13 protein-coding genes, 2 tRNA genes, 2 rRNA genes and 1 riboswitch are annotated in these 17658 nt (G+C 55.1%); of the genes, 10 read left to right on the forward strand and 7 right to left on the reverse strand.

The genetic code is table 11. The features are described from left to right. Nucleotide 1: 1 nt before the first annotated feature. From thiS to WN53_RS09955, 5 genes are all read right to left on the reverse strand, one after another. Nucleotides 2–202 (reverse strand): sulfur carrier protein ThiS, encoded by a 201-nt coding sequence (gene thiS, locus WN53_RS09935; RefSeq protein WP_024485321.1) that lies wholly within the window; start codon nt 200–202, stop codon nt 2–4. Continuing rightward, complete coding sequence (locus WN53_RS09940) at nt 199–948, reverse strand: HesA/MoeB/ThiF family protein (RefSeq protein ID WP_024485320.1); 750 nt, start codon at nt 946–948, stop codon at nt 199–201. Before WN53_RS09940 ends, thiS begins: the two co-directional genes overlap by 4 nt. Continuing rightward, a complete protein-coding gene (gene thiE / locus WN53_RS09945; protein WP_024485319.1) occupies nt 938–1591 on the reverse strand; it encodes a thiamine phosphate synthase in 654 nt (217 codons plus the stop codon). The genes WN53_RS09940 and thiE overlap by 11 nt, the downstream gene beginning before the upstream one ends. Then, nucleotides 1584–3527, reverse strand: a complete 1944-nt coding sequence (thiC, locus tag WN53_RS09950; protein WP_024485318.1) for a phosphomethylpyrimidine synthase ThiC — start codon at nt 3525–3527, stop codon at nt 1584–1586. The genes thiE and thiC overlap by 8 nt, the downstream gene beginning before the upstream one ends. Before the next feature lie 117 nt (nt 3528–3644). Then, nucleotides 3645–3767: riboswitch (TPP riboswitch) on the reverse strand. Between the two features lie 113 nt (nt 3768–3880). Next, nucleotides 3881–4396 (reverse strand): Rsd/AlgQ family anti-sigma factor, encoded by a 516-nt coding sequence (locus WN53_RS09955; protein ID WP_024485317.1) that lies wholly within the window; start codon nt 4394–4396, stop codon nt 3881–3883. A 98-nt stretch (nt 4397–4494) separates the two neighbouring features. Here WN53_RS09955 and nudC point away from each other — a divergent pair, with 98 nt between their 5' ends. The 6 genes from nudC to WN53_RS09985 all read left to right on the forward strand — a co-directional run bounded on the left by nudC (nt 4495) and on the right by WN53_RS09985 (nt 8877). Continuing rightward, complete coding sequence (nudC, locus tag WN53_RS09960; RefSeq protein WP_024485316.1) at nt 4495–5262, forward strand: NAD(+) diphosphatase; 768 nt, start codon at nt 4495–4497, stop codon at nt 5260–5262. A gap of 37 nt (nt 5263–5299) precedes the next feature. Further along, nucleotides 5300–6364 carry a uroporphyrinogen decarboxylase gene (gene hemE / locus WN53_RS09965; RefSeq protein ID WP_021808058.1) on the forward strand — a complete coding sequence of 355 codons (1065 nt, stop codon included), beginning with the start codon at nt 5300–5302 and terminating at the stop codon, nt 6362–6364. A 16-nt stretch (nt 6365–6380) separates the two neighbouring features. Beyond that, on the forward strand, nt 6381–7064 hold the full coding sequence (nfi, locus tag WN53_RS09970) for a deoxyribonuclease V (protein ID WP_024485315.1): 684 nt from the start codon (nt 6381–6383) through the stop codon (nt 7062–7064). Between the two features lie 51 nt (nt 7065–7115). Beyond that, on the forward strand, nt 7116–7706 hold the full coding sequence (locus WN53_RS09975) for a YjaG family protein (protein ID WP_021808056.1): 591 nt from the start codon (nt 7116–7118) through the stop codon (nt 7704–7706). A gap of 189 nt (nt 7707–7895) precedes the next feature. Then, nucleotides 7896–8171: a nucleoid-associated protein HU-alpha gene (gene hupA, locus WN53_RS09980; protein WP_021182173.1), complete on the forward strand. Its 276-nt coding sequence runs from the start codon at nt 7896–7898 to the stop codon at nt 8169–8171. A gap of 67 nt (nt 8172–8238) precedes the next feature. Continuing rightward, a complete protein-coding gene (locus tag WN53_RS09985) occupies nt 8239–8877 on the forward strand; it encodes a DUF1481 domain-containing protein (protein ID WP_037412648.1) in 639 nt (212 codons plus the stop codon). 103 nt (nt 8878–8980) lie between these two features. On the opposite strand, the gene purD is transcribed toward WN53_RS09985, so the two are convergent. Then, on the reverse strand, nt 8981–10264 hold the full coding sequence (gene purD, locus WN53_RS09990) for a phosphoribosylamine--glycine ligase (RefSeq protein WP_024485313.1): 1284 nt from the start codon (nt 10262–10264) through the stop codon (nt 8981–8983). Between the two features lie 49 nt (nt 10265–10313). Further along, nucleotides 10314–11903 carry a bifunctional phosphoribosylaminoimidazolecarboxamide formyltransferase/IMP cyclohydrolase gene (gene purH / locus WN53_RS09995; RefSeq protein ID WP_024485312.1) on the reverse strand — a complete coding sequence of 530 codons (1590 nt, stop codon included), beginning with the start codon at nt 11901–11903 and terminating at the stop codon, nt 10314–10316. Between the two features lie 647 nt (nt 11904–12550). Here purH and WN53_RS10000 point away from each other — a divergent pair. The 4 genes from WN53_RS10000 to WN53_RS10015 all read left to right on the forward strand — a co-directional run bounded on the left by WN53_RS10000 (nt 12551) and on the right by WN53_RS10015 (nt 17555). Further along, a 16S ribosomal RNA gene (locus WN53_RS10000) occupies nt 12551–14091 on the forward strand. 75 nt (nt 14092–14166) lie between these two features. Then, a tRNA-Ile gene (locus WN53_RS10005) sits at nt 14167–14243 on the forward strand. 108 nt (nt 14244–14351) lie between these two features. Continuing rightward, nucleotides 14352–14427 (forward strand) — tRNA-Ala (locus WN53_RS10010). Nucleotides 14428–14647: 220 nt separating this feature from the next. Continuing rightward, nucleotides 14648–17555: ribosomal RNA gene (locus WN53_RS10015) — 23S ribosomal RNA — on the forward strand. Together the 16S and 23S rRNA genes with 2 tRNA genes alongside form the textbook arrangement of a ribosomal RNA operon. Nucleotides 17556–17658: the final 103 nt, after the last annotated feature.

Here is a 17658-nt window from a genome sequence, read left to right on the forward strand (position 1 = left end):
GTCAGCCTCCGGCAATCGCTTGAAACAGCAAGATATCATCACCGTCCTGCACCTGACGGGTGGCCCAGTCGCTGCGTGGAATGATGACCTGGTTGATCGCCAAAGCGCTACCTGGCTGGTGGCGTTCCAGCCGTTCGAGCAAAGCGTCGATGTTTAACGGCTGCTCCAGCTCCAGTGGTTGATCGTTGAGCGTAATCTTCATGCTGGCTCTCCGCAGAGGGGGCAGGTGCTGGCCTTGCTCAGTTGCAGGGTGCTCCAGCTTTGCTGCTTGCCGTCGAACAGGCGTAGCTTGCCGCTAAGGGAGGAGGGCAGCCCAGCCAGCATCTTTATCGCTTCCAGCGCCTGCAGCGTGCCGATCACGCCAACGACCGGGCCTAGCACGCCCGCAGTACGGCAGTTACGCTGCGGTTCGGTCTGCTCCGGGTAGAGGCAGGCATAACAACCATGGGCATAGGGCGGTTCGATAACCAGCAACTGGCCGCTGAACCCCACTGCGCTGCCGCTGATCAACGGCACGCTGGCTCGGATGCAGGCGGCATTCACCGCATGACGGGTGGCCATGTTGTCGCTGCAATCAAGCACCAGATCGGCACGGGCGACGGCATCGTTCAGCGTTGCCCCTTGCAGGCGTTGCTCCAGCGCGATCGACTCCACCAGAGGGTTCAGTGCTTGCAAATGGTTCTTTGCCAACTGAGCCTTGCTGGTGGCGATATCACCGGTGCGGTACAGAATTTGCCGTTGCAGATTGGTGAGGTGTAGCTGGTCATCATCGGCCAGCAGCAGTGTACCGACACCTGCTGCAGCCAGATACAGCGCCGCCGGGGAGCCTAATCCTCCTAATCCGACGATCAGCACCGTGGCTTGTTTCAGCTTTTCCTGCCCCTCGGGACCGACGTCTTCCAGCAGCAGTTGCCGGCTGTAGCGCAAGAACTCTTGGTCATTGAGCATCGCATGACTCCTTGCCTTCAATCAGCTGCAGCAGCGTTGCCGTAGCGGCACGCCAGTCTGGTGCCTGGGTGATGGCGCTGACCACGGCCACGCTGCCAACGCCACAGGCCAGCACTGCGGGGACGCGCTCGATGCTGATCCCGCCAATGGCTACTGTGGGATACTCCTGTAATCCGGCGACGTGGCGTCGCAACTCGGCCAAGCCTTGTGGCTCAGAGGGCATCTCCTTGGTTTGAGTTGGGAAGATATGCCCCAGTGCGATATAGGAAGGTTTGACGGCGATCGCCCGGGCCAGCTCAGCATCGTCATGGGTGGAAACGCCCAAGCGCAATCCTGCACGATGGATAGCGGCCAGATCGGTGGTGTCCAAATCTTCCTGCCCCAGGTGGACGCCGTAGGCATCATGCTTAATCGCCAACCGCCAATAATCATTGATAAACAGCCGGGCCTGATAGCGCTTGCCAAGGGCGATAGCGGCGGCAATGTCCGCCTCCACTTGCTCGTCTGGCAGATCTTTGATGCGTAGTTGGATAGTGGTAACGCCTGCCTCCAGCAGGCGGGCGATCCATTCAACGCTGTCGACGACCGGGTATAAACCCAGCTTGTGCGGTGTAGCAGGGAAGGGAGAGGTGAGGTTAGTCATTATTTATCTCCTCCTGCAAATTGGCCGCACTGTGGTACAGCTCGCTGCCGCGTGAGCGGAATTCAGCCGACATTTTCTCCATCCCGGTCAGTTGCACTTCGATCGGTTTGGCGGCCTCTTGTGCGGCGGCATAGTCACGCACTTCCTGGGAAATCTTCATCGAGCAGAACTTCGGCCCACACATGGAGCAAAAGTGGGCAATCTTGCCGGATTCTTGCGGCAGCGTTTCGTCGTGATAGGCGCGGGCGGTTTGTGGATCCAGCGCCAGGTTGAACTGATCTTCCCAACGGAATTCAAAGCGCGCCTTGGACATGGCGTTATCGCGGATTTGCGCGCCCGGATGGCCTTTCGCCAAGTCGGCGGCGTGAGCTGCGATCTTGTAGGTGATCAGCCCCTGTTTCACGTCCTCCTTGTTCGGCAGCCCCAGATGCTCCTTCGGCGTCACGTAGCAAAGCATCGCGCAGCCGAACCAGCCGATCATCGCCGCGCCGATCCCAGAGGTGAAATGGTCGTAACCTGGAGCGATATCGGTGGTCAATGGCCCCAGCGTATAGAACGGCGCTTCATGGCAATGTTCCAGCTCCTCGGTCATGTTGCGGCGGATCATCTGCATCGGCACGTGGCCTGGGCCTTCGATCATCACCTGTACGTCATATTCCCAGGCAATCTTGGTCAGTTCGCCCAGCGTATGCAGTTCAGCGAATTGCGCTTCGTCATTGGCATCCTGGATCGAGCCTGGGCGCAGGCCGTCGCCGAGTGACAGCGAGACATCGTAAGCGGCGCAAATTTCGCAGATCTCGCGGAAGTGCTGATAGAGGAAGTTCTCCTGATGATGCGACAGGCACCACTTCGCCATGATCGAGCCGCCACGGGAGACAATGCCGGTCAGGCGTTTGGCGGTCATTGGCACATAGCGCAGCAACACCCCGGCGTGGATGGTGAAGTAATCGACGCCTTGCTCGGCCTGTTCCAGCAAGGTATCGCGGAACATTTCCCAGGTCAGGTTCTCCGCCACGCCATTCACTTTCTCCAACGCCTGATAGATTGGCACCGTACCGATCGGCACCGGGCTGTTGCGCAGGATCCATTCACGGGTTTCGTGGATATAGCGGCCAGTGGAGAGATCCATCACAGTGTCAGCGCCCCAGCGGGTTGACCATACCAGCTTCTCGACTTCCTCTTCGATCGAAGAGGTGACCGCCGAGTTGCCGATATTGGCATTCACCTTCACCAGGAAATTACGACCAATAATCATCGGCTCGGATTCCGGGTGGTTGATGTTGGCGGGGATGATGGCGCGGCCAGCGGCCACTTCCTGGCGCACAAATTCCGGCGTGATGTTCTCCGGCAGATTTGCGCCCCAACTTTGGCCGGGATGCTGGTGGCGCAGCACTTCGCCACGAATGCGCTCACGGCCCATATTTTCGCGAATGGCGATAAATTCCATCTCTGGGGTGACAATACCGGCGCGCGCGTAATGCAACTGCGTAACACATTTACCCGGCAGGGCTTTACGGGGCAGCGGAAGGTGTTCAAAGCGCAGATGGTCTAACCCAACATCGGCCAGTCGTTGTTGGGTGAAGCCGGAACTGACGCCGCTTAACGCTTCGGTGTCGGCACGTTCGGCGATCCAGCCCGCTCGTACTTTGGCCAAACCACGATGTACGTCGAGCACCGCCAGCGGATCGCCATACGGCCCTGCGGTGTCATACACCGGGATGGCTTCGTTCTGTTCATATTGGGGCTGGTCTTTGTTGCCGCCAATCAGCGTCGGGCTGAGCTGGATCTCACGCATCGGTACCTGGATATCGCTGCGCGAACCCGCGAGATAGATCCGCTGTGAGTTGGGGAAGGTGACGCCTTGCAGAGAGTCGATAAAATCTTGCGCTTGGTCACGCTGTTGTTTACGGGCACGAGGTTTGTTCACGGTAGACATAGCAAATTCCTATCAGTGTAGTGATGTGTGGAAAATTGCTTGTCTGGAGCTCGGAGGGAGTAATGATGGTAGCCGGTAAGGCAGGCACAGCCCCTGGCGGGAGCATCTTGCCTATGGCGATAGATTACTCTTGTTCCCTTCGCGGGTATTAACCCGATCAGGTTCCGCGGATCCCGAATTAACGGTCTCAGCCTGGCTAATTTAATGAAAAATCAGCGCTAGGCACTCCGACAAGAGTCCTCAGTATAAGAGGGTCAACAAAAACCACAAGCCCTCCCCCGTCATCTTTCAAGCCGTAGCGTTGTTGGCTGCCTAGCTACGGCTTGAAATCTATAGGAGGATAGAGATCAAAATCAGGCTGGGTGTGATAGCGATTCAGTATTGCTAGTGCCCGGTTGGCCCTGCTGCCAGGTTTCTGCCGCCAACTGGATCAACTGATCTTCCAAGGCGAAACGAGATGCCAGGGCTTCGCCGATATCTGACAACGCCTGATTGAGTTCTTCACACACGTCCTGATCGATATCGACTTCGGTGTAGCGGTCATGGAACGCCATGACGGCTTCGGTATTGGCCTGTAATTTTGGGTAGAACTTGGTGGCTAGCGCCATTTTGGGGCTGGCGGAGCCTTCCACTTGTTTGATAATTTTGTCATAAATGTGAAAATGCCCGGCAGAGAGATAATCCACCAGATTATGGCAAAAGTTCTCCAGCGCTTTTTCATTGAGCGGCGTATGCTTTTCTTTGTTGGGTTTAATGCCGACTAAACTGCAGTAGGCAACCAGCAGTTGCTTGCGTGCCTGCAACCATTGATCGACTAATTCATTACTGCCACCAACGCGCTGAGTCAGGCTTTCCAATCGGTTTAGCATGATTGACTCCGTGTGTAAGAGAAAGAAAAAGTAAGTTAATAAAATGTAACAAAGACCATTCCTAGATTGCCAGTGAAGCAGAGGTTGTGCAACAACATATGGAACTTGCATTAACGGGTAACGAAAATGGCTGGTGGATCGTCAGCCATGAAAGCAAAATTTGGTTACCAAACGGTGAATTGCCGTTTGGTTCCGCCGCACTATTTTCCTTGCAAGGCCGGCCGGCTCGGCAAATTGGCGAATGGGAGGGAGCCCCGGTCTGGCTGGTGCGCCAACCGATGCCGAAAGAGATGGGATCGGTGAGGCAGTTGCTCAGTCTCGATCGTGGCCTGTTCCAACTGGCCGGGCGCGGCGTACAGCTGGCCGACTTTTATCGCTCGCACCGGTTCTGTGGCTACTGCGGCCATGAAATGCACCTTAGCCGTACCGAAAGCGCCTGCCTGTGTGACAACTGCCGCGAACGTTATTATCCGCAGATTGCCCCTTGCGTGATTGTCGCTATCCGCCGCAATGACGAGATCCTGTTGGCACAACATGTGCGCCACCGTGGGGGGATCCATACCGTGCTGGCGGGGTTTGTTGAAGTAGGGGAAACCCTGGAGCAGGCCGTAGCGCGCGAAGTGATGGAAGAAAGCAATATCGCCATTACCAACCTGCGCTACGTCACCTCGCAGCCCTGGCCGTTCCCTCATTCGCTGATGATGGCGTTTATGGCCGAGTATCAGGGCGGTGAACTGCGCCACGATCCGAAGGAGTTGCTCAATGCGGGCTGGTATCGCTATGACCAACTGCCGATGCTGCCACCACCTGGTACCGTTGCACGCCGCCTGATTGAGGACACCGTGGCGCTGTGTCGGGCAGAATAATGTACAATGGCGGCAGATAATCAAGGGAGCCCAAGAAATGAATGAGTTGAAGAACGATCGCTACCTGCGTGCGCTGCTGCGCCAGCCGGTGGATCTCACCCCTGTATGGATGATGCGCCAGGCCGGTCGTTATTTGCCAGAGTACAAAGCCACCCGTGCTCAGGCCGGGGATTTCATGTCGCTGTGCAAAAATGCCGAACTGGCCTGCGAGGTGACATTACAGCCCCTGCGCCGTTATGCACTGGACGCCGCCATCCTGTTCTCCGACATCCTCACCATTCCCGATGCCATGGGGCTTGGGCTCTATTTCGAAACTGGGGAAGGCCCGCGTTTTTCTTCGCCAATCACCTGCCGTGCCGATGTAGAGAAGCTGCCTGCATTCGATCCGGAAGACGAGCTGGGCTATGTCATGAACGCGGTGCGCACCATCCGCCGTGAATTGAAGGGTGAAGTGCCACTGATCGGTTTCTCCGGCAGCCCGTGGACGTTGGCGACCTATATGGTCGAAGGCGGCAGCAGCAAGGCATTCACCAAGCTGAAGAAAATGATGTATGCCGAGCCGCAGACGCTGCATTTGCTGCTGGATAAGCTGGCGGACAGCGTGATCCTGTATCTCAATGCCCAGATCAAGGCCGGGGCGCAGTCCGTAATGGTATTCGATACCTGGGGCGGCGTGCTGACGGGCCGTGATTATCGCGAATTCTCACTGCACTATATGCATAAAATCGTTGATGGCCTGCTGCGTGAAAATGACGGACGCCGGGTGCCGGTGACGCTGTTCACCAAAGGCGGCGGCCAGTGGCTGGAAGCGATGGCGGCCACCGGTTGCGATGCGCTGGGCCTGGATTGGACCACCGATATTGCCGATGCGCGCCGCCGTGTGGGCGATAAAGTCGCGCTGCAGGGGAATATGGATCCTTCCATGCTGTATGCCGCACCGGAACGCATCGCCCAGGAAGTGGAAACCATTCTGGCCGGTTTTGGCCAGGGCGAAGGTCATGTCTTCAACCTTGGTCACGGTATTCATCAAGACGTGCCACCGGAACATGCCGGGGCCTTCGTTGAAGCGGTGCATGCGCTGTCGGCCAAATACCACCGCTAAACCGCAAGGAGACGCTGTGATCGATACTCAGGCTCTGCGCGCCGAACAGCTACGGCGCGCCGGGGAAGTCATTCGTCACGATGATTTTCTGCAAGACCCACCGGCGTTTATCGCCGGTGCGGATGTCGGTTTTGAACAAGAAGGCGCGGTAACACGCGCCGCCATTGCTATCCTGCGCTATCCTTCACTCGAGCTGGTGGAGTATCAGCTCGCCCGTATCAGCACCACCATGCCCTATATCCCCGGCTTTCTCTCGTTTCGCGAGTACCCTGCGCTGATCGCCGCCTGGGAGCAATTGCAACAGAAGCCCGACCTGATCTTTGTCGATGGCCATGGTATTTCCCATCCAAGACGCCTGGGGGTTGCCAGCCACTTTGGCCTGCTGGTCAACGTGCCGACCATTGGCGTGGCCAAGAAGCGTTTATGTGGTAAATTTTCCCCGTTGGACGCTACCGTTGGCTCGCTGGCCGCGCTGGAGGACAAGGGCGAACAGCTGGGATGGGTATGGCGCAGCAAAGAGCGCTGTAATCCGTTATTTATCGCCACGGGCCATCGCGTGAGCACCGACAGCGCCTTGGCCTGGGTGCAACGCTGCATGGCAGGCTACCGTTTGCCGGAGCCCACGCGGTGGGCCGATGCCATTGCCTCACGCCGCCCGGCCTTTGTACGCTGGTTACAGCAGCATCCAGAGGTGTCGTAATGAGCGATTTCGGGTACACTGCGCGGCAGATAATGAGTAAGAGAGTAGACCATGCTACGTAACCCGATTCATTTACGCTTGGAAAAGCTGGAAAGCTGGCAGCATTTGACCTTTATGGCCTGCCTGTGCGAGCGTATGTACCCGAATTACCAGATGTTCTGTCTGCAGACGGAGTTTGGCGACCCGGCCGTTTATCGCCGTATCCTGGACTTGGTCTGGGAAACGCTGGTGGTGAAAGACGCCAAGGTCAACTTTGACAGCCAGCTGGAAAAGTTGGAAGAGGCGATCCCGTCGGCAGAAGATTACGATCTTTACGGCGTTTACCCAGCGATCGATGCCTGCATTGCATTAGGGGAATTGATCCATTCGCGCCTCAGCGGAGAGACGTTGGAGCACGCCATTGCCATCAGCGAAACCTCAATTCGCACCGTGGCGATGTTGGAAATGACCCAAGCTGGCAAAGAAATGACCGACGAAGAGCTGAAAATTCTGCCTGCCGTTGAGGAAGAATGGGACATTCAATGGGAGATTTTCCGCCTGTTGGCCGCCTGCGAAGAGCGTGATCTGGATCTGATCAAAGGGTTACGATCTGACCTGCGCGAGGCCGCGGTGAGTAACATTGGGATAAATTTAACGCAATAAGGCAAGAAAACGTGATTTAACGTCTGATTTGTCGTGCCTTAAGGCTTCACATCCGCACCCTGTCTGGTCTACATTTGGGGGGCGAAAAAAAAGTGGCTATCGGTGCGTGTATGCAGGAGAGTGCTGTCCATCGGCATATCCGTCGCACTCGATGCTTTGCAAACGATAAACACACTGTAAGGATAACTTATGAACAAGACTCAACTGATTGATGTAATCGCAGAGAAGGCTGACCTTTCCAAGGCTCAAGCTAAGCTGGCTCTGGAATCTACCCTGGCTGCCATTACTGAGTCCCTGAAAGAAGGTGATGCAGTACAATTGGTTGGTTTCGGTACTTTCAAGGTAAACCATCGTAGCGAGCGCACTGGCCGCAACCCACAGACTGGTAAAGAAATCAAAATCGCAGCAGCTAACGTGCCTGCGTTCGTTTCTGGTAAAGCACTGAAAGACGCGGTTAAGTCTTAATCGCGTGTTGCAGAAAGGTTTAAACAGGGGGGCGTTGGCGCCCCTTTTGTTTATTCAACGGGCACTCATGGCGGTGACGGTTGTTGCTGCCTTGAGTGCTTGTAGTTTCCGTTCTGCCCCGCCAACCTTTACCGCCAGCGGCTTTGTGGCCGATCAGGGGGTAATGCGGGTGTGGCGGATGGATGACGGCCAGCAGCGGCCAGTGGCGCTGTTGAGTGTCTACAGCCCTTATCGCGGGCCGGGTACCGTCACAACGCTGTATGAATATCAACGCGGCGTGTTGTACCAAATCAAACGCACCGATGCCGATGGCGATCGCGACTCTATTCAACTGCGTTTCACCGCCAACGGTACCGTCAGCTTTATGCAGCGCCAACTGGCCACGCAGCGCCAGAAGCTCTCCAACGATGAAGTCGTGCTCTATCAATATCAGGCACGGCGGATACTGGAATTGAGCGATGCGCTTAATGCCGGCCGTGTACGGCTGTTACAGGGGCACTGGCAGCAGGGCGCGGTGAAACTGTGCAACGGCGAAGTCGTGAAGCCAGGTTTGGACCAACAGGCCGAAGAGTGGATCATGCGGCGTGCGGCCAACAGCAGTCAGCCAGTGAACGTAGCCTGGTTGGATGGGCCGGAAGGTCGTGAGCTGTTATTGGTGGCAAATAATGATTTCTGCAGTTGGGAACCCACCAAAGACACCCTGTAGCGCATAAAAAAGGCCCTGCGAACAGAGCCTGAGACTTTTAAAACGCCACCGAGCGACACGTAGGGGCGCTGCATGCTGCGCCCATCTAGATAATCAATACCTATTACTTTTCGCGTGCGATAGCACGGTAGCCAATATCCTTGCGGCAGAAACTGTCTTGCCACTGAATACCTTCCGCTAGCTGATAGGCTAACTGCTGAGCCTGAGCCACCGTTGTGCCCAAGGCCGTAACGCATAGTACACGCCCGCCGTTGGTCACGACGTCATTCCCTTGCATACGCGTTCCGGCATGGAACACTTTGCCATTGGCATCTTCTTGCTGAGGCAAGCCGTGGATCACATCCCCTTGGCGATAATCCGCAGGATAGCCGCCAGCCGCCAACACCACGCCGAGAGCAGGGCGTTCATCCCACTCGGAAGTTTTCTCATCCAGCTTGCCTTCGGCCCCAGCCAGGCAGAGTTCAACCAGATCGGAGCGCAGGCGCAGCATGATCGGCTGAGTTTCCGGGTCGCCAAAGCGGCAGTTGAATTCGATCACCTTGGGTTGACCATCCTCAGCAATCATCAGGCCAGCGTACAGGAAGCCGACATAGGTGTTGCCTTCCGCCGCCATGCCGCGCACGGTTGGCCAGATCACCTGGTCCATTACGCGCTGGTGGATTTCATCCGTCACCACTGGCGCTGGCGAGTAGGCGCCCATGCCGCCGGTATTCGGGCCGGTATCGCCGTCACCGACACGTTTATGATCCTGGCTGGTGGCCATTGGCACCACATTCTTACCATCGACCATGACGATAAAGCTGGCTTCTTCGCCTGTCAGGAACTCCTCAACCACGATGCGATGCCCGGCGTCACCAAATGCATTACCTGCCAGCATGTCCTGAATGGCGTCTTCGGCTTCCTGCAACGTCATCGCGACGATCACGCCTTTGCCTGCCGCCAGGCCATCTGCCTTGATGACAATCGGTGCACCTTGGCGGCGTACGTAGGCCAAGGCGGGTTCCACTTCGGTAAAGTTCTGGTATGCAGCGCTTGGGATAGCGTGGCGAGCCAGGAAATCCTTGGTAAAGGCTTTGGAGCCTTCAAGCTGTGCTGCGGCCTGCGACGGGCCAAAGATTTTCAACCCGGCAGCCTGGAAGGCATCTACCACACCGATCACCAGCGGCGCTTCCGGGCCTACGATGGTCAGGCCGATGGCGTTGTCCTTGGCAAAGGCAACCAGCGCCGGGATATCGGTTGGGGCGATATCGACGTTGGTCAGATTGCTTTCCAATGCGGTACCCGCATTACCTGGGGCCACGTAAACCGTATCTGCCAATGGCGATTGGGCCGCTTTCCAGGCCAGCGCATGTTCACGCCCGCCGTTGCCAATAATTAAAATATTCATCAGGTGCTCCATAAACGGCGTGCGCATTGAGCGCACGCAGCAAAAGGGATTAATGGCGGAAGTGGCGCATGTCGGTGAAGATCATCGCGATGCCGTGTTCGTTGGCCGCCGCAATCACTTCATCATCACGAATCGAACCACCCGGCTGGATCACGCAGGTAATACCCACCGCTGCAGCCGCATCAATACCGTCACGGAACGGGAAGAAGGCGTCAGACGCCATGGCGGAGCCTTTGACTTCCAGCCCTTCGTCAGCGGCTTTGATCCCGGCGATCTTGGCGGAGTAAACGCGGCTCATCTGCCCGGCGCCTATGCCGATGGTCATGTTGTCGCGCGCATAGACGATGGCGTTGGATTTGACGAACTTGGCCACTTTCCAGCAGAACAGCGCATCACGCAGCTCCTGAGCGGTTGGCTGGCGTTCAGATACCACGCGCAAATCGGCTTCGATCACCATACCCAGATCGCGATCCTGCACTAACAGACCACCGTTGACGCGTTTAAAGTCCAGCCCGGCGATGCGCTGTTGCCATTGGCCACAGGCCAGCACGCGTACGTTCTGTTTCGCTGCCAGCAGAGTGCGGGCTTCTTCACTGATGCTTGGCGCGATGATGACTTCAACAAACTGACGGCTGATGATCGCCTGTGCCGTTTTGGCATCCAGTTCACGGTTGAAGGCAATAATGCCGCCAAAGGCCGAGGTTGGATCGGTTTGGTAGGCGCGCTCATAGGCAGCAAACAGGTTCTCACCGATAGCAACGCCACAAGGGTTGGCATGCTTGACGATCACGCAGGCCGGTTCGGCAAATTCTTTCACACATTCCAGCGCCGCATCGGTATCGGCGATGTTGTTGTAGGAAAGTGCTTTACCCTGTAGCTGGTCGGCGGTGGCCACGGAGGCCTCCTGCACATTCTCTTCTATATAGAAGGCGGCTTGCTGGTGGCTGTTTTCACCGTAACGCATATCCTGCTTCTTGATGTAGTTCAGGTTCAGCGTACGTGGGAAGCGGCCAGAAGGCTGCTCGGTTTCACCGTGATAAGGCGGCACCAGGGTACCAAAGTAGTTGGCGATCATGCTGTCATAGGCGGCGGTATGCTCAAACGCTTTGATCGCCAGGTCGAAACGGGTTGGGTACAACAGTGAACCGTTGTTGTTATCCATCTCGGTGATCACTGCGGCGTAGTCACTGCTCTTGACCACGATGGCCACGTCTTTATGGTTCTTGGCGGCCGAGCGCACCATGGTTGGGCCACCGATATCGATATTCTCTACGGCGTCTTCCAGCGAGCAATCTGGGCGAGCGACGGTCTGCGCGAAGGGATACAGGTTTACCACTACCATATCGATCGGTTGGATCGCATGTTGTTCCATGATGGCATCGTCCTGGCCGCGACGGCCCAGAATGCCACCGTGCACTTTCGGGTGCAGGGTTTTGACTCGTCCGTCCATCATCTCCGGGAAGCCGGTGTAGTCGGAAACTTCGGTAACAGGCAGACCGGCATCGGCCAGCAGGCGGGCAGTGCCACCGGTGGAGAGTAATTCGACGCCTCTCTGGGAGAGGGCTTCGGCGAATTCAACGATTCCGGCTTTGTCGGACACGCTGAGCAGGGCCCGGCGGATTGGACGAGGTTGTTGCATGGTTTTATCCCTTGGCTTTGAGTCGCAATAAAAGAGCGTTACGTGGATCTCCACCTTGTTGCTTCTTATATAGAGGGGATTTCTTCCTATATAGAGAAGGACAGGAACAGATTCAGGTAGCGCCCCGATAAAAACGGGGATTGTTTCGTCGCGGGGAATTGTAGCGAAAACGTTTGCGTGGCGCTCGTAAATTTTCCGACCAAATGCGTTCTGTGGATAAGTTAGTGCATAACCGGGTATAAGGGCGGGTTTTGCTGTGGAATGCAGCAAACGGTGATTTTTGTTGAAAATACCTGTTGCGGCCTGCGTGGAACTCCCTATAATGCGCCTCCATCGACACGGAACATGTGAACAACTTCACAGAGTCTCCGGGGGTCGCAGAGAAAAAACCTGAAATTAAGGTTGACTCTGAAAGAGGAAAGCGTAATATACGCCACCTCGAGTTAGCAAGCGAAAGCGCGTAACTCACTGCTCTTTAACAATTTATCAGACAATCTGTGTGGGCACTCACAAGACGATATCCAGCTACTTCGGTAGCAAAAAAATATCAAGTCTTGAAGAGTGACCAAGCAGTAATTCATGCGAATGAATTATTACGAAAGTTAATTTTCGAGCATCGCTTCACGAGTTGAAGCAAATCAAGCTTTTAATTGAAGAGTTTGATCATGGCTCAGATTGAACGCTGGCGGCAGGCCTAACACATGCAAGTCGAGCGGTAGCACAAGGAGCTTGCTCCTGGGTGACGAGCGGCGGACGGGTGAGTAATGTCTGGGAAACTGCCCGATGGAGGGGGATAACTACTGGAAACGGTAGCTAATACCGCATAACGTCTTCGGACCAAAGTGGGGGACCTTCGGGCCTCACACCATCGGATGTGCCCAGATGGGATTAGCTAGTAGGTGAGGTAATGGCTCACCTAGGCGACGATCCCTAGCTGGTCTGAGAGGATGACCAGCCACACTGGAACTGAGACACGGTCCAGACTCCTACGGGAGGCAGCAGTGGGGAATATTGCACAATGGGCGCAAGCCTGATGCAGCCATGCCGCGTGTGTGAAGAAGGCCTTCGGGTTGTAAAGCACTTTCAGCGAGGAGGAAGGGTTCGGTGTTAATAGCACCGTTCATTGACGTTACTCGCAGAAGAAGCACCGGCTAACTCCGTGCCAGCAGCCGCGGTAATACGGAGGGTGCAAGCGTTAATCGGAATTACTGGGCGTAAAGCGCACGCAGGCGGTTTGTTAAGTCAGATGTGAAATCCCCGAGCTTAACTTGGGAACTGCATTTGAAACTGGCAAGCTAGAGTCTTGTAGAGGGGGGTAGAATTCCAGGTGTAGCGGTGAAATGCGTAGAGATCTGGAGGAATACCGGTGGCGAAGGCGGCCCCCTGGACAAAGACTGACGCTCAGGTGCGAAAGCGTGGGGAGCAAACAGGATTAGATACCCTGGTAGTCCACGCTGTAAACGATGTCGACTTGGAGGTTGTGCCCTTGAGGCGTGGCTTCCGGAGCTAACGCGTTAAGTCGACCGCCTGGGGAGTACGGCCGCAAGGTTAAAACTCAAATGAATTGACGGGGGCCCGCACAAGCGGTGGAGCATGTGGTTTAATTCGATGCAACGCGAAGAACCTTACCTACTCTTGACATCCACAGAACTTTCCAGAGATGGATTGGTGCCTTCGGGAACTGTGAGACAGGTGCTGCATGGCTGTCGTCAGCTCGTGTTGTGAAATGTTGGGTTAAGTCCCGCAACGAGCGCAACCCTTATCCTTTGTTGCCAGCACGTAATGGTGGGAACTCAAAGGAGACTGCCGGTGATAAACCGGAGGAAGGTGGGGATGACGTCAAGTCATCATGGCCCTTACGAGTAGGGCTACACACGTGCTACAATGGCATATACAAAGAGAAGCGAACTCGCGAGAGCAAGCGGACCTCATAAAGTATGTCGTAGTCCGGATCGGAGTCTGCAACTCGACTCCGTGAAGTCGGAATCGCTAGTAATCGTAGATCAGAATGCTACGGTGAATACGTTCCCGGGCCTTGTACACACCGCCCGTCACACCATGGGAGTGGGTTGCAAAAGAAGTAGGTAGCTTAACCTTCGGGAGGGCGCTTACCACTTTGTGATTCATGACTGGGGTGAAGTCGTAACAAGGTAACCGTAGGGGAACCTGCGGTTGGATCACCTCCTTACCTAAAGATATGCAGTTGAGTGCAGTGTCCACACAGATTGTCTGATGAAAAAGTAACGAGCAGAAATACCTTTATAGGCTTGTAGCTCAGGTGGTTAGAGCGCACCCCTGATAAGGGTGAGGTCGGTGGTTCAAGTCCACTCAGGCCTACCAAATTCGCACTTGTGCTGCGTTGCACGCGATACGTTTACACCGTAAACGTCCAGTGAGCATGCCTTGCCTGAGCGAGTGGTAAATAAAGGTTTCTGCAAGTGACTGTATGGGGCTATAGCTCAGCTGGGAGAGCGCCTGCCTTGCACGCAGGAGGTCAGCGGTTCGATCCCGCTTAGCTCCACCATATCCATATGGTCCTTGATAATACTTCAGAGTGTACTGGCAACAGTATGCTGCGAAGTATTTTGCTCTTTAACAATCTGGAACAAGCTGAAAATTGAAACATGACAGCTGAAACTTATCCCTCCGTAGAACTATTGGGGTAAGGATTAACCTGTCATAGAGTCTCTCAAATAAACAGCACGACAGTGTTCTCTGTTTACAGAAACACCTTCGGGTTGTGAGGTTAAGTGACTAAGCGTACACGGTGGATGCCTAGGCAGTCAGAGGCGATGAAGGGCGTGCTAATCTGCGAAAAGTGTCGGTAAGGTGATATGAACCGTTATAACCGGCAATACCCGAATGGGGAAACCCAGTGTGTTTCGACACACTATCGTATGGTGAATACATAGCCATACGAGGCGAACCGGGGGAACTGAAACATCTAAGTACCCCGAGGAAAAGAAATCAACCGAGATTCCCCTAGTAGCGGCGAGCGAACGGGGAACAGCCCAGAACCTGAATCAGTTCTTGTGTTAGTGGAAGCGTCTGGAAAGTCGCGCAGCAAAGGGTGATAGCCCCGTACACTAAAATGCATTAACTGTGAGTTCGATGAGTAGGGCGGGACACGTGACATCCTGTCTGAATATGGGGGGACCATCCTCCAAGGCTAAATACTCCTGACTGACCGATAGTGAACCAGTACCGTGAGGGAAAGGCGAAAAGAACCCCGGCGAGGGGAGTGAAATAGAACCTGAAACCGTGTACGTACAAGCAGTGGGAGCACCTTCGTGGTGTGACTGCGTACCTTTTGTATAATGGGTCAGCGACTTATATTTTGTAGCAAGGTTAACCGTATAGGGGAGCCGTAGGGAAACCGAGTCTTAACTGGGCGAATAGTTGCAAGGTATAGACCCGAAACCCGGTGATCTAGCCATGGGCAGGTTGAAGGTTGGGTAACACTAACTGGAGGACCGAACCGACTAATGTTGAAAAATTAGCGGATGACTTGTGGCTGGGGGTGAAAGGCCAATCAAACCGGGAGATAGCTGGTTCTCCCCGAAAGCTATTTAGGTAGCGCCTCGTGAACTCATCTTCGGGGGTAGAGCACTGTTTCGGCTAGGGGGCCATCCCGGCTTACCAAACCGATGCAAACTCCGAATACCGAAGAATGTTATCACGGGAGACACACGGCGGGTGCTAACGTCCGTCGTGAAGAGGGAAACAACCCAGACCGCCAGCTAAGGTCCCAAAGTCATGGTTAAGTGGGAAACGATGTGGGAAGGCATAGACAGCCAGGATGTTGGCTTAGAAGCAGCCATCATTTAAAGAAAGCGTAATAGCTCACTGGTCGAGTCGGCCTGCGCGGAAGATGTAACGGGGCTAAACCATGCACCGAAGCTGCGGCAGCGACGCTTAGGCGTTGTTGGGTAGGGGAGCGTTCTGTAAGCCGTTGAAGGTGAACTGTGAGGTTTGCTGGAGGTATCAGAAGTGCGAATGCTGACATAAGTAACGATAAAGCGGGTGAAAAACCCGCTCGCCGGAAGACCAAGGGTTCCTGTCCAACGTTAATCGGGGCAGGGTGAGTCGACCCCTAAGGCGAGGCCGAAAGGCGTAGTCGATGGGAAACAGGTTAATATTCCTGTACTCGGTGTTACTGCGAAGGGGGGACGGAGAAGGCTAGGCTAGCCGGGCGACGGTTGTCCCGGTTTAAGCGTGTAGGGGGGTGTTCCTGGTAAATCCGGAACGCTATCAACCCTGAGGCGTGATGACGATGCACTACGGTGCAGAAGTAGTTGATGCCCTGCTTCCAGGAAAAGCCTCTAAGCATCAGGTAACATCAAATCGTACCCCAAACCGACACAGGTGGTCAGGTAGAGAATACCAAGGCGCTTGAGAGAACTCGGGTGAAGGAACTAGGCAAAATGGTGCCGTAACTTCGGGAGAAGGCACGCTGGCGCGTAGGTGAAGAGACTTGCTCTCGGAGCTGAAGCCAGTCGCAGATACCAGCTGGCTGCAACTGTTTAATAAAAACACAGCACTGTGCAAACACGAAAGTGGACGTATACGGTGTGACGCCTGCCCGGTGCTGGAAGGTTAATTGATGGGGTCAGCCGCAAGGCGAAGCTCTTGATCGAAGCCCCAGTAAACGGCGGCCGTAACTATAACGGTCCTAAGGTAGCGAAATTCCTTGTCGGGTAAGTTCCGACCTGCACGAATGGCGTAATGATGGCCAGGCTGTCTCCACCCGAGACTCAGTGAAATTGAACTCGCTGTGAAGATGCAGTGTACCCGCGGCAAGACGGAAAGACCCCGTGAACCTTTACTATAGCTTGACACTGAACATTGAGCCTTGATGTGTAGGATAGGTGGGAGGCTTTGAAGTGTGGACGCCAGTCTGCATGGAGCCAACCTTGAAATACCACCCTTTAATGTTTGATGTTCTAACTCGGCCCCGTAATCCGGGGTGAGGACAGTGTCTGGTGGGTAGTTTGACTGGGGCGGTCTCCTCCCAAAGAGTAACGGAGGAGCACGAAGGTTAGCTAATCACGGTCGGACATCGTGAGGTTAGTGCAAAGGCATAAGCTAGCTTGACTGCGAGAGTGACGGCTCGAGCAGGTACGAAAGTAGGTCTTAGTGATCCGGTGGTTCTGAATGGAAGGGCCATCGCTCAACGGATAAAAGGTACTCCGGGGATAACAGGCTGATACCGCCCAAGAGTTCATATCGACGGCGGTGTTTGGCACCTCGATGTCGGCTCATCACATCCTGGGGCTGAAGTAGGTCCCAAGGGTATGGCTGTTCGCCATTTAAAGTGGTACGCGAGCTGGGTTTAGAACGTCGTGAGACAGTTCGGTCCCTATCTGCCGTGGGCGTTGGAAGATTGAGAGGGGTTGCTCCTAGTACGAGAGGACCGGAGTGAACGCACCACTGGTGTTCGGGTTGTCATGCCAATGGCACTGCCCGGTAGCTAAGTGCGGAAAAGATAAGCGCTGAAAGCATCTAAGCGCGAAACTTGCCTCGAGATGAGTCTTCCCTGGGCCTTTAAGGTCCCTGAAGGAACGTTTAAGACTAAGACGTTGATAGGCTGGGTGTGTAAGTGCAGCGATGCATTGAGCTAACCAGTACTAATGATCCGTGAGGCTTAACCTTACAACACCCAAGGTGTTTTGAAGAGATTGAAGTAGATTTTCAGCGAAGTTCCGAGATTGGTTTCAATGGCGACACGAGAGTGAAGCGGTTGGAATGAAACAGA

It is taken from the genome of Serratia fonticola (genome assembly GCF_001006005.1).
GTDB lineage: Bacteria > Pseudomonadota > Gammaproteobacteria > Enterobacterales > Enterobacteriaceae > Chania > Chania fonticola.

Coding starts and splice junctions, on each gene's coding strand:
- thiS (WP_024485321.1), bottom strand. CDS start 202: ATGAAGATTACGCTCAACGATCAACCACTGGAGCTGGAGCAGCCGTTA.
- WN53_RS09940 (WP_024485320.1), bottom strand. CDS start 948: ATGCTCAATGACCAAGAGTTCTTGCGCTACAGCCGGCAACTGCTGCTG.
- thiE (WP_024485319.1), bottom strand. CDS start 1,591: ATGACTAACCTCACCTCTCCCTTCCCTGCTACACCGCACAAGCTGGGT.
- thiC (WP_024485318.1), bottom strand. CDS start 3,527: ATGTCTACCGTGAACAAACCTCGTGCCCGTAAACAACAGCGTGACCAA.
- WN53_RS09955 (WP_024485317.1), bottom strand. CDS start 4,396: ATGCTAAACCGATTGGAAAGCCTGACTCAGCGCGTTGGTGGCAGTAAT.
- nudC (WP_024485316.1), top strand. CDS start 4,495: ATGGAACTTGCATTAACGGGTAACGAAAATGGCTGGTGGATCGTCAGC.
- hemE (WP_021808058.1), top strand. CDS start 5,300: ATGAATGAGTTGAAGAACGATCGCTACCTGCGTGCGCTGCTGCGCCAG.
- WN53_RS09975 (WP_021808056.1), top strand. CDS start 7,116: ATGCTACGTAACCCGATTCATTTACGCTTGGAAAAGCTGGAAAGCTGG.
- hupA (WP_021182173.1), top strand. CDS start 7,896: ATGAACAAGACTCAACTGATTGATGTAATCGCAGAGAAGGCTGACCTT.
- WN53_RS09985 (WP_037412648.1), top strand. CDS start 8,239: ATGGCGGTGACGGTTGTTGCTGCCTTGAGTGCTTGTAGTTTCCGTTCT.
- purD (WP_024485313.1), bottom strand. CDS start 10,264: ATGAATATTTTAATTATTGGCAACGGCGGGCGTGAACATGCGCTGGCC.
- purH (WP_024485312.1), bottom strand. CDS start 11,903: ATGCAACAACCTCGTCCAATCCGCCGGGCCCTGCTCAGCGTGTCCGAC.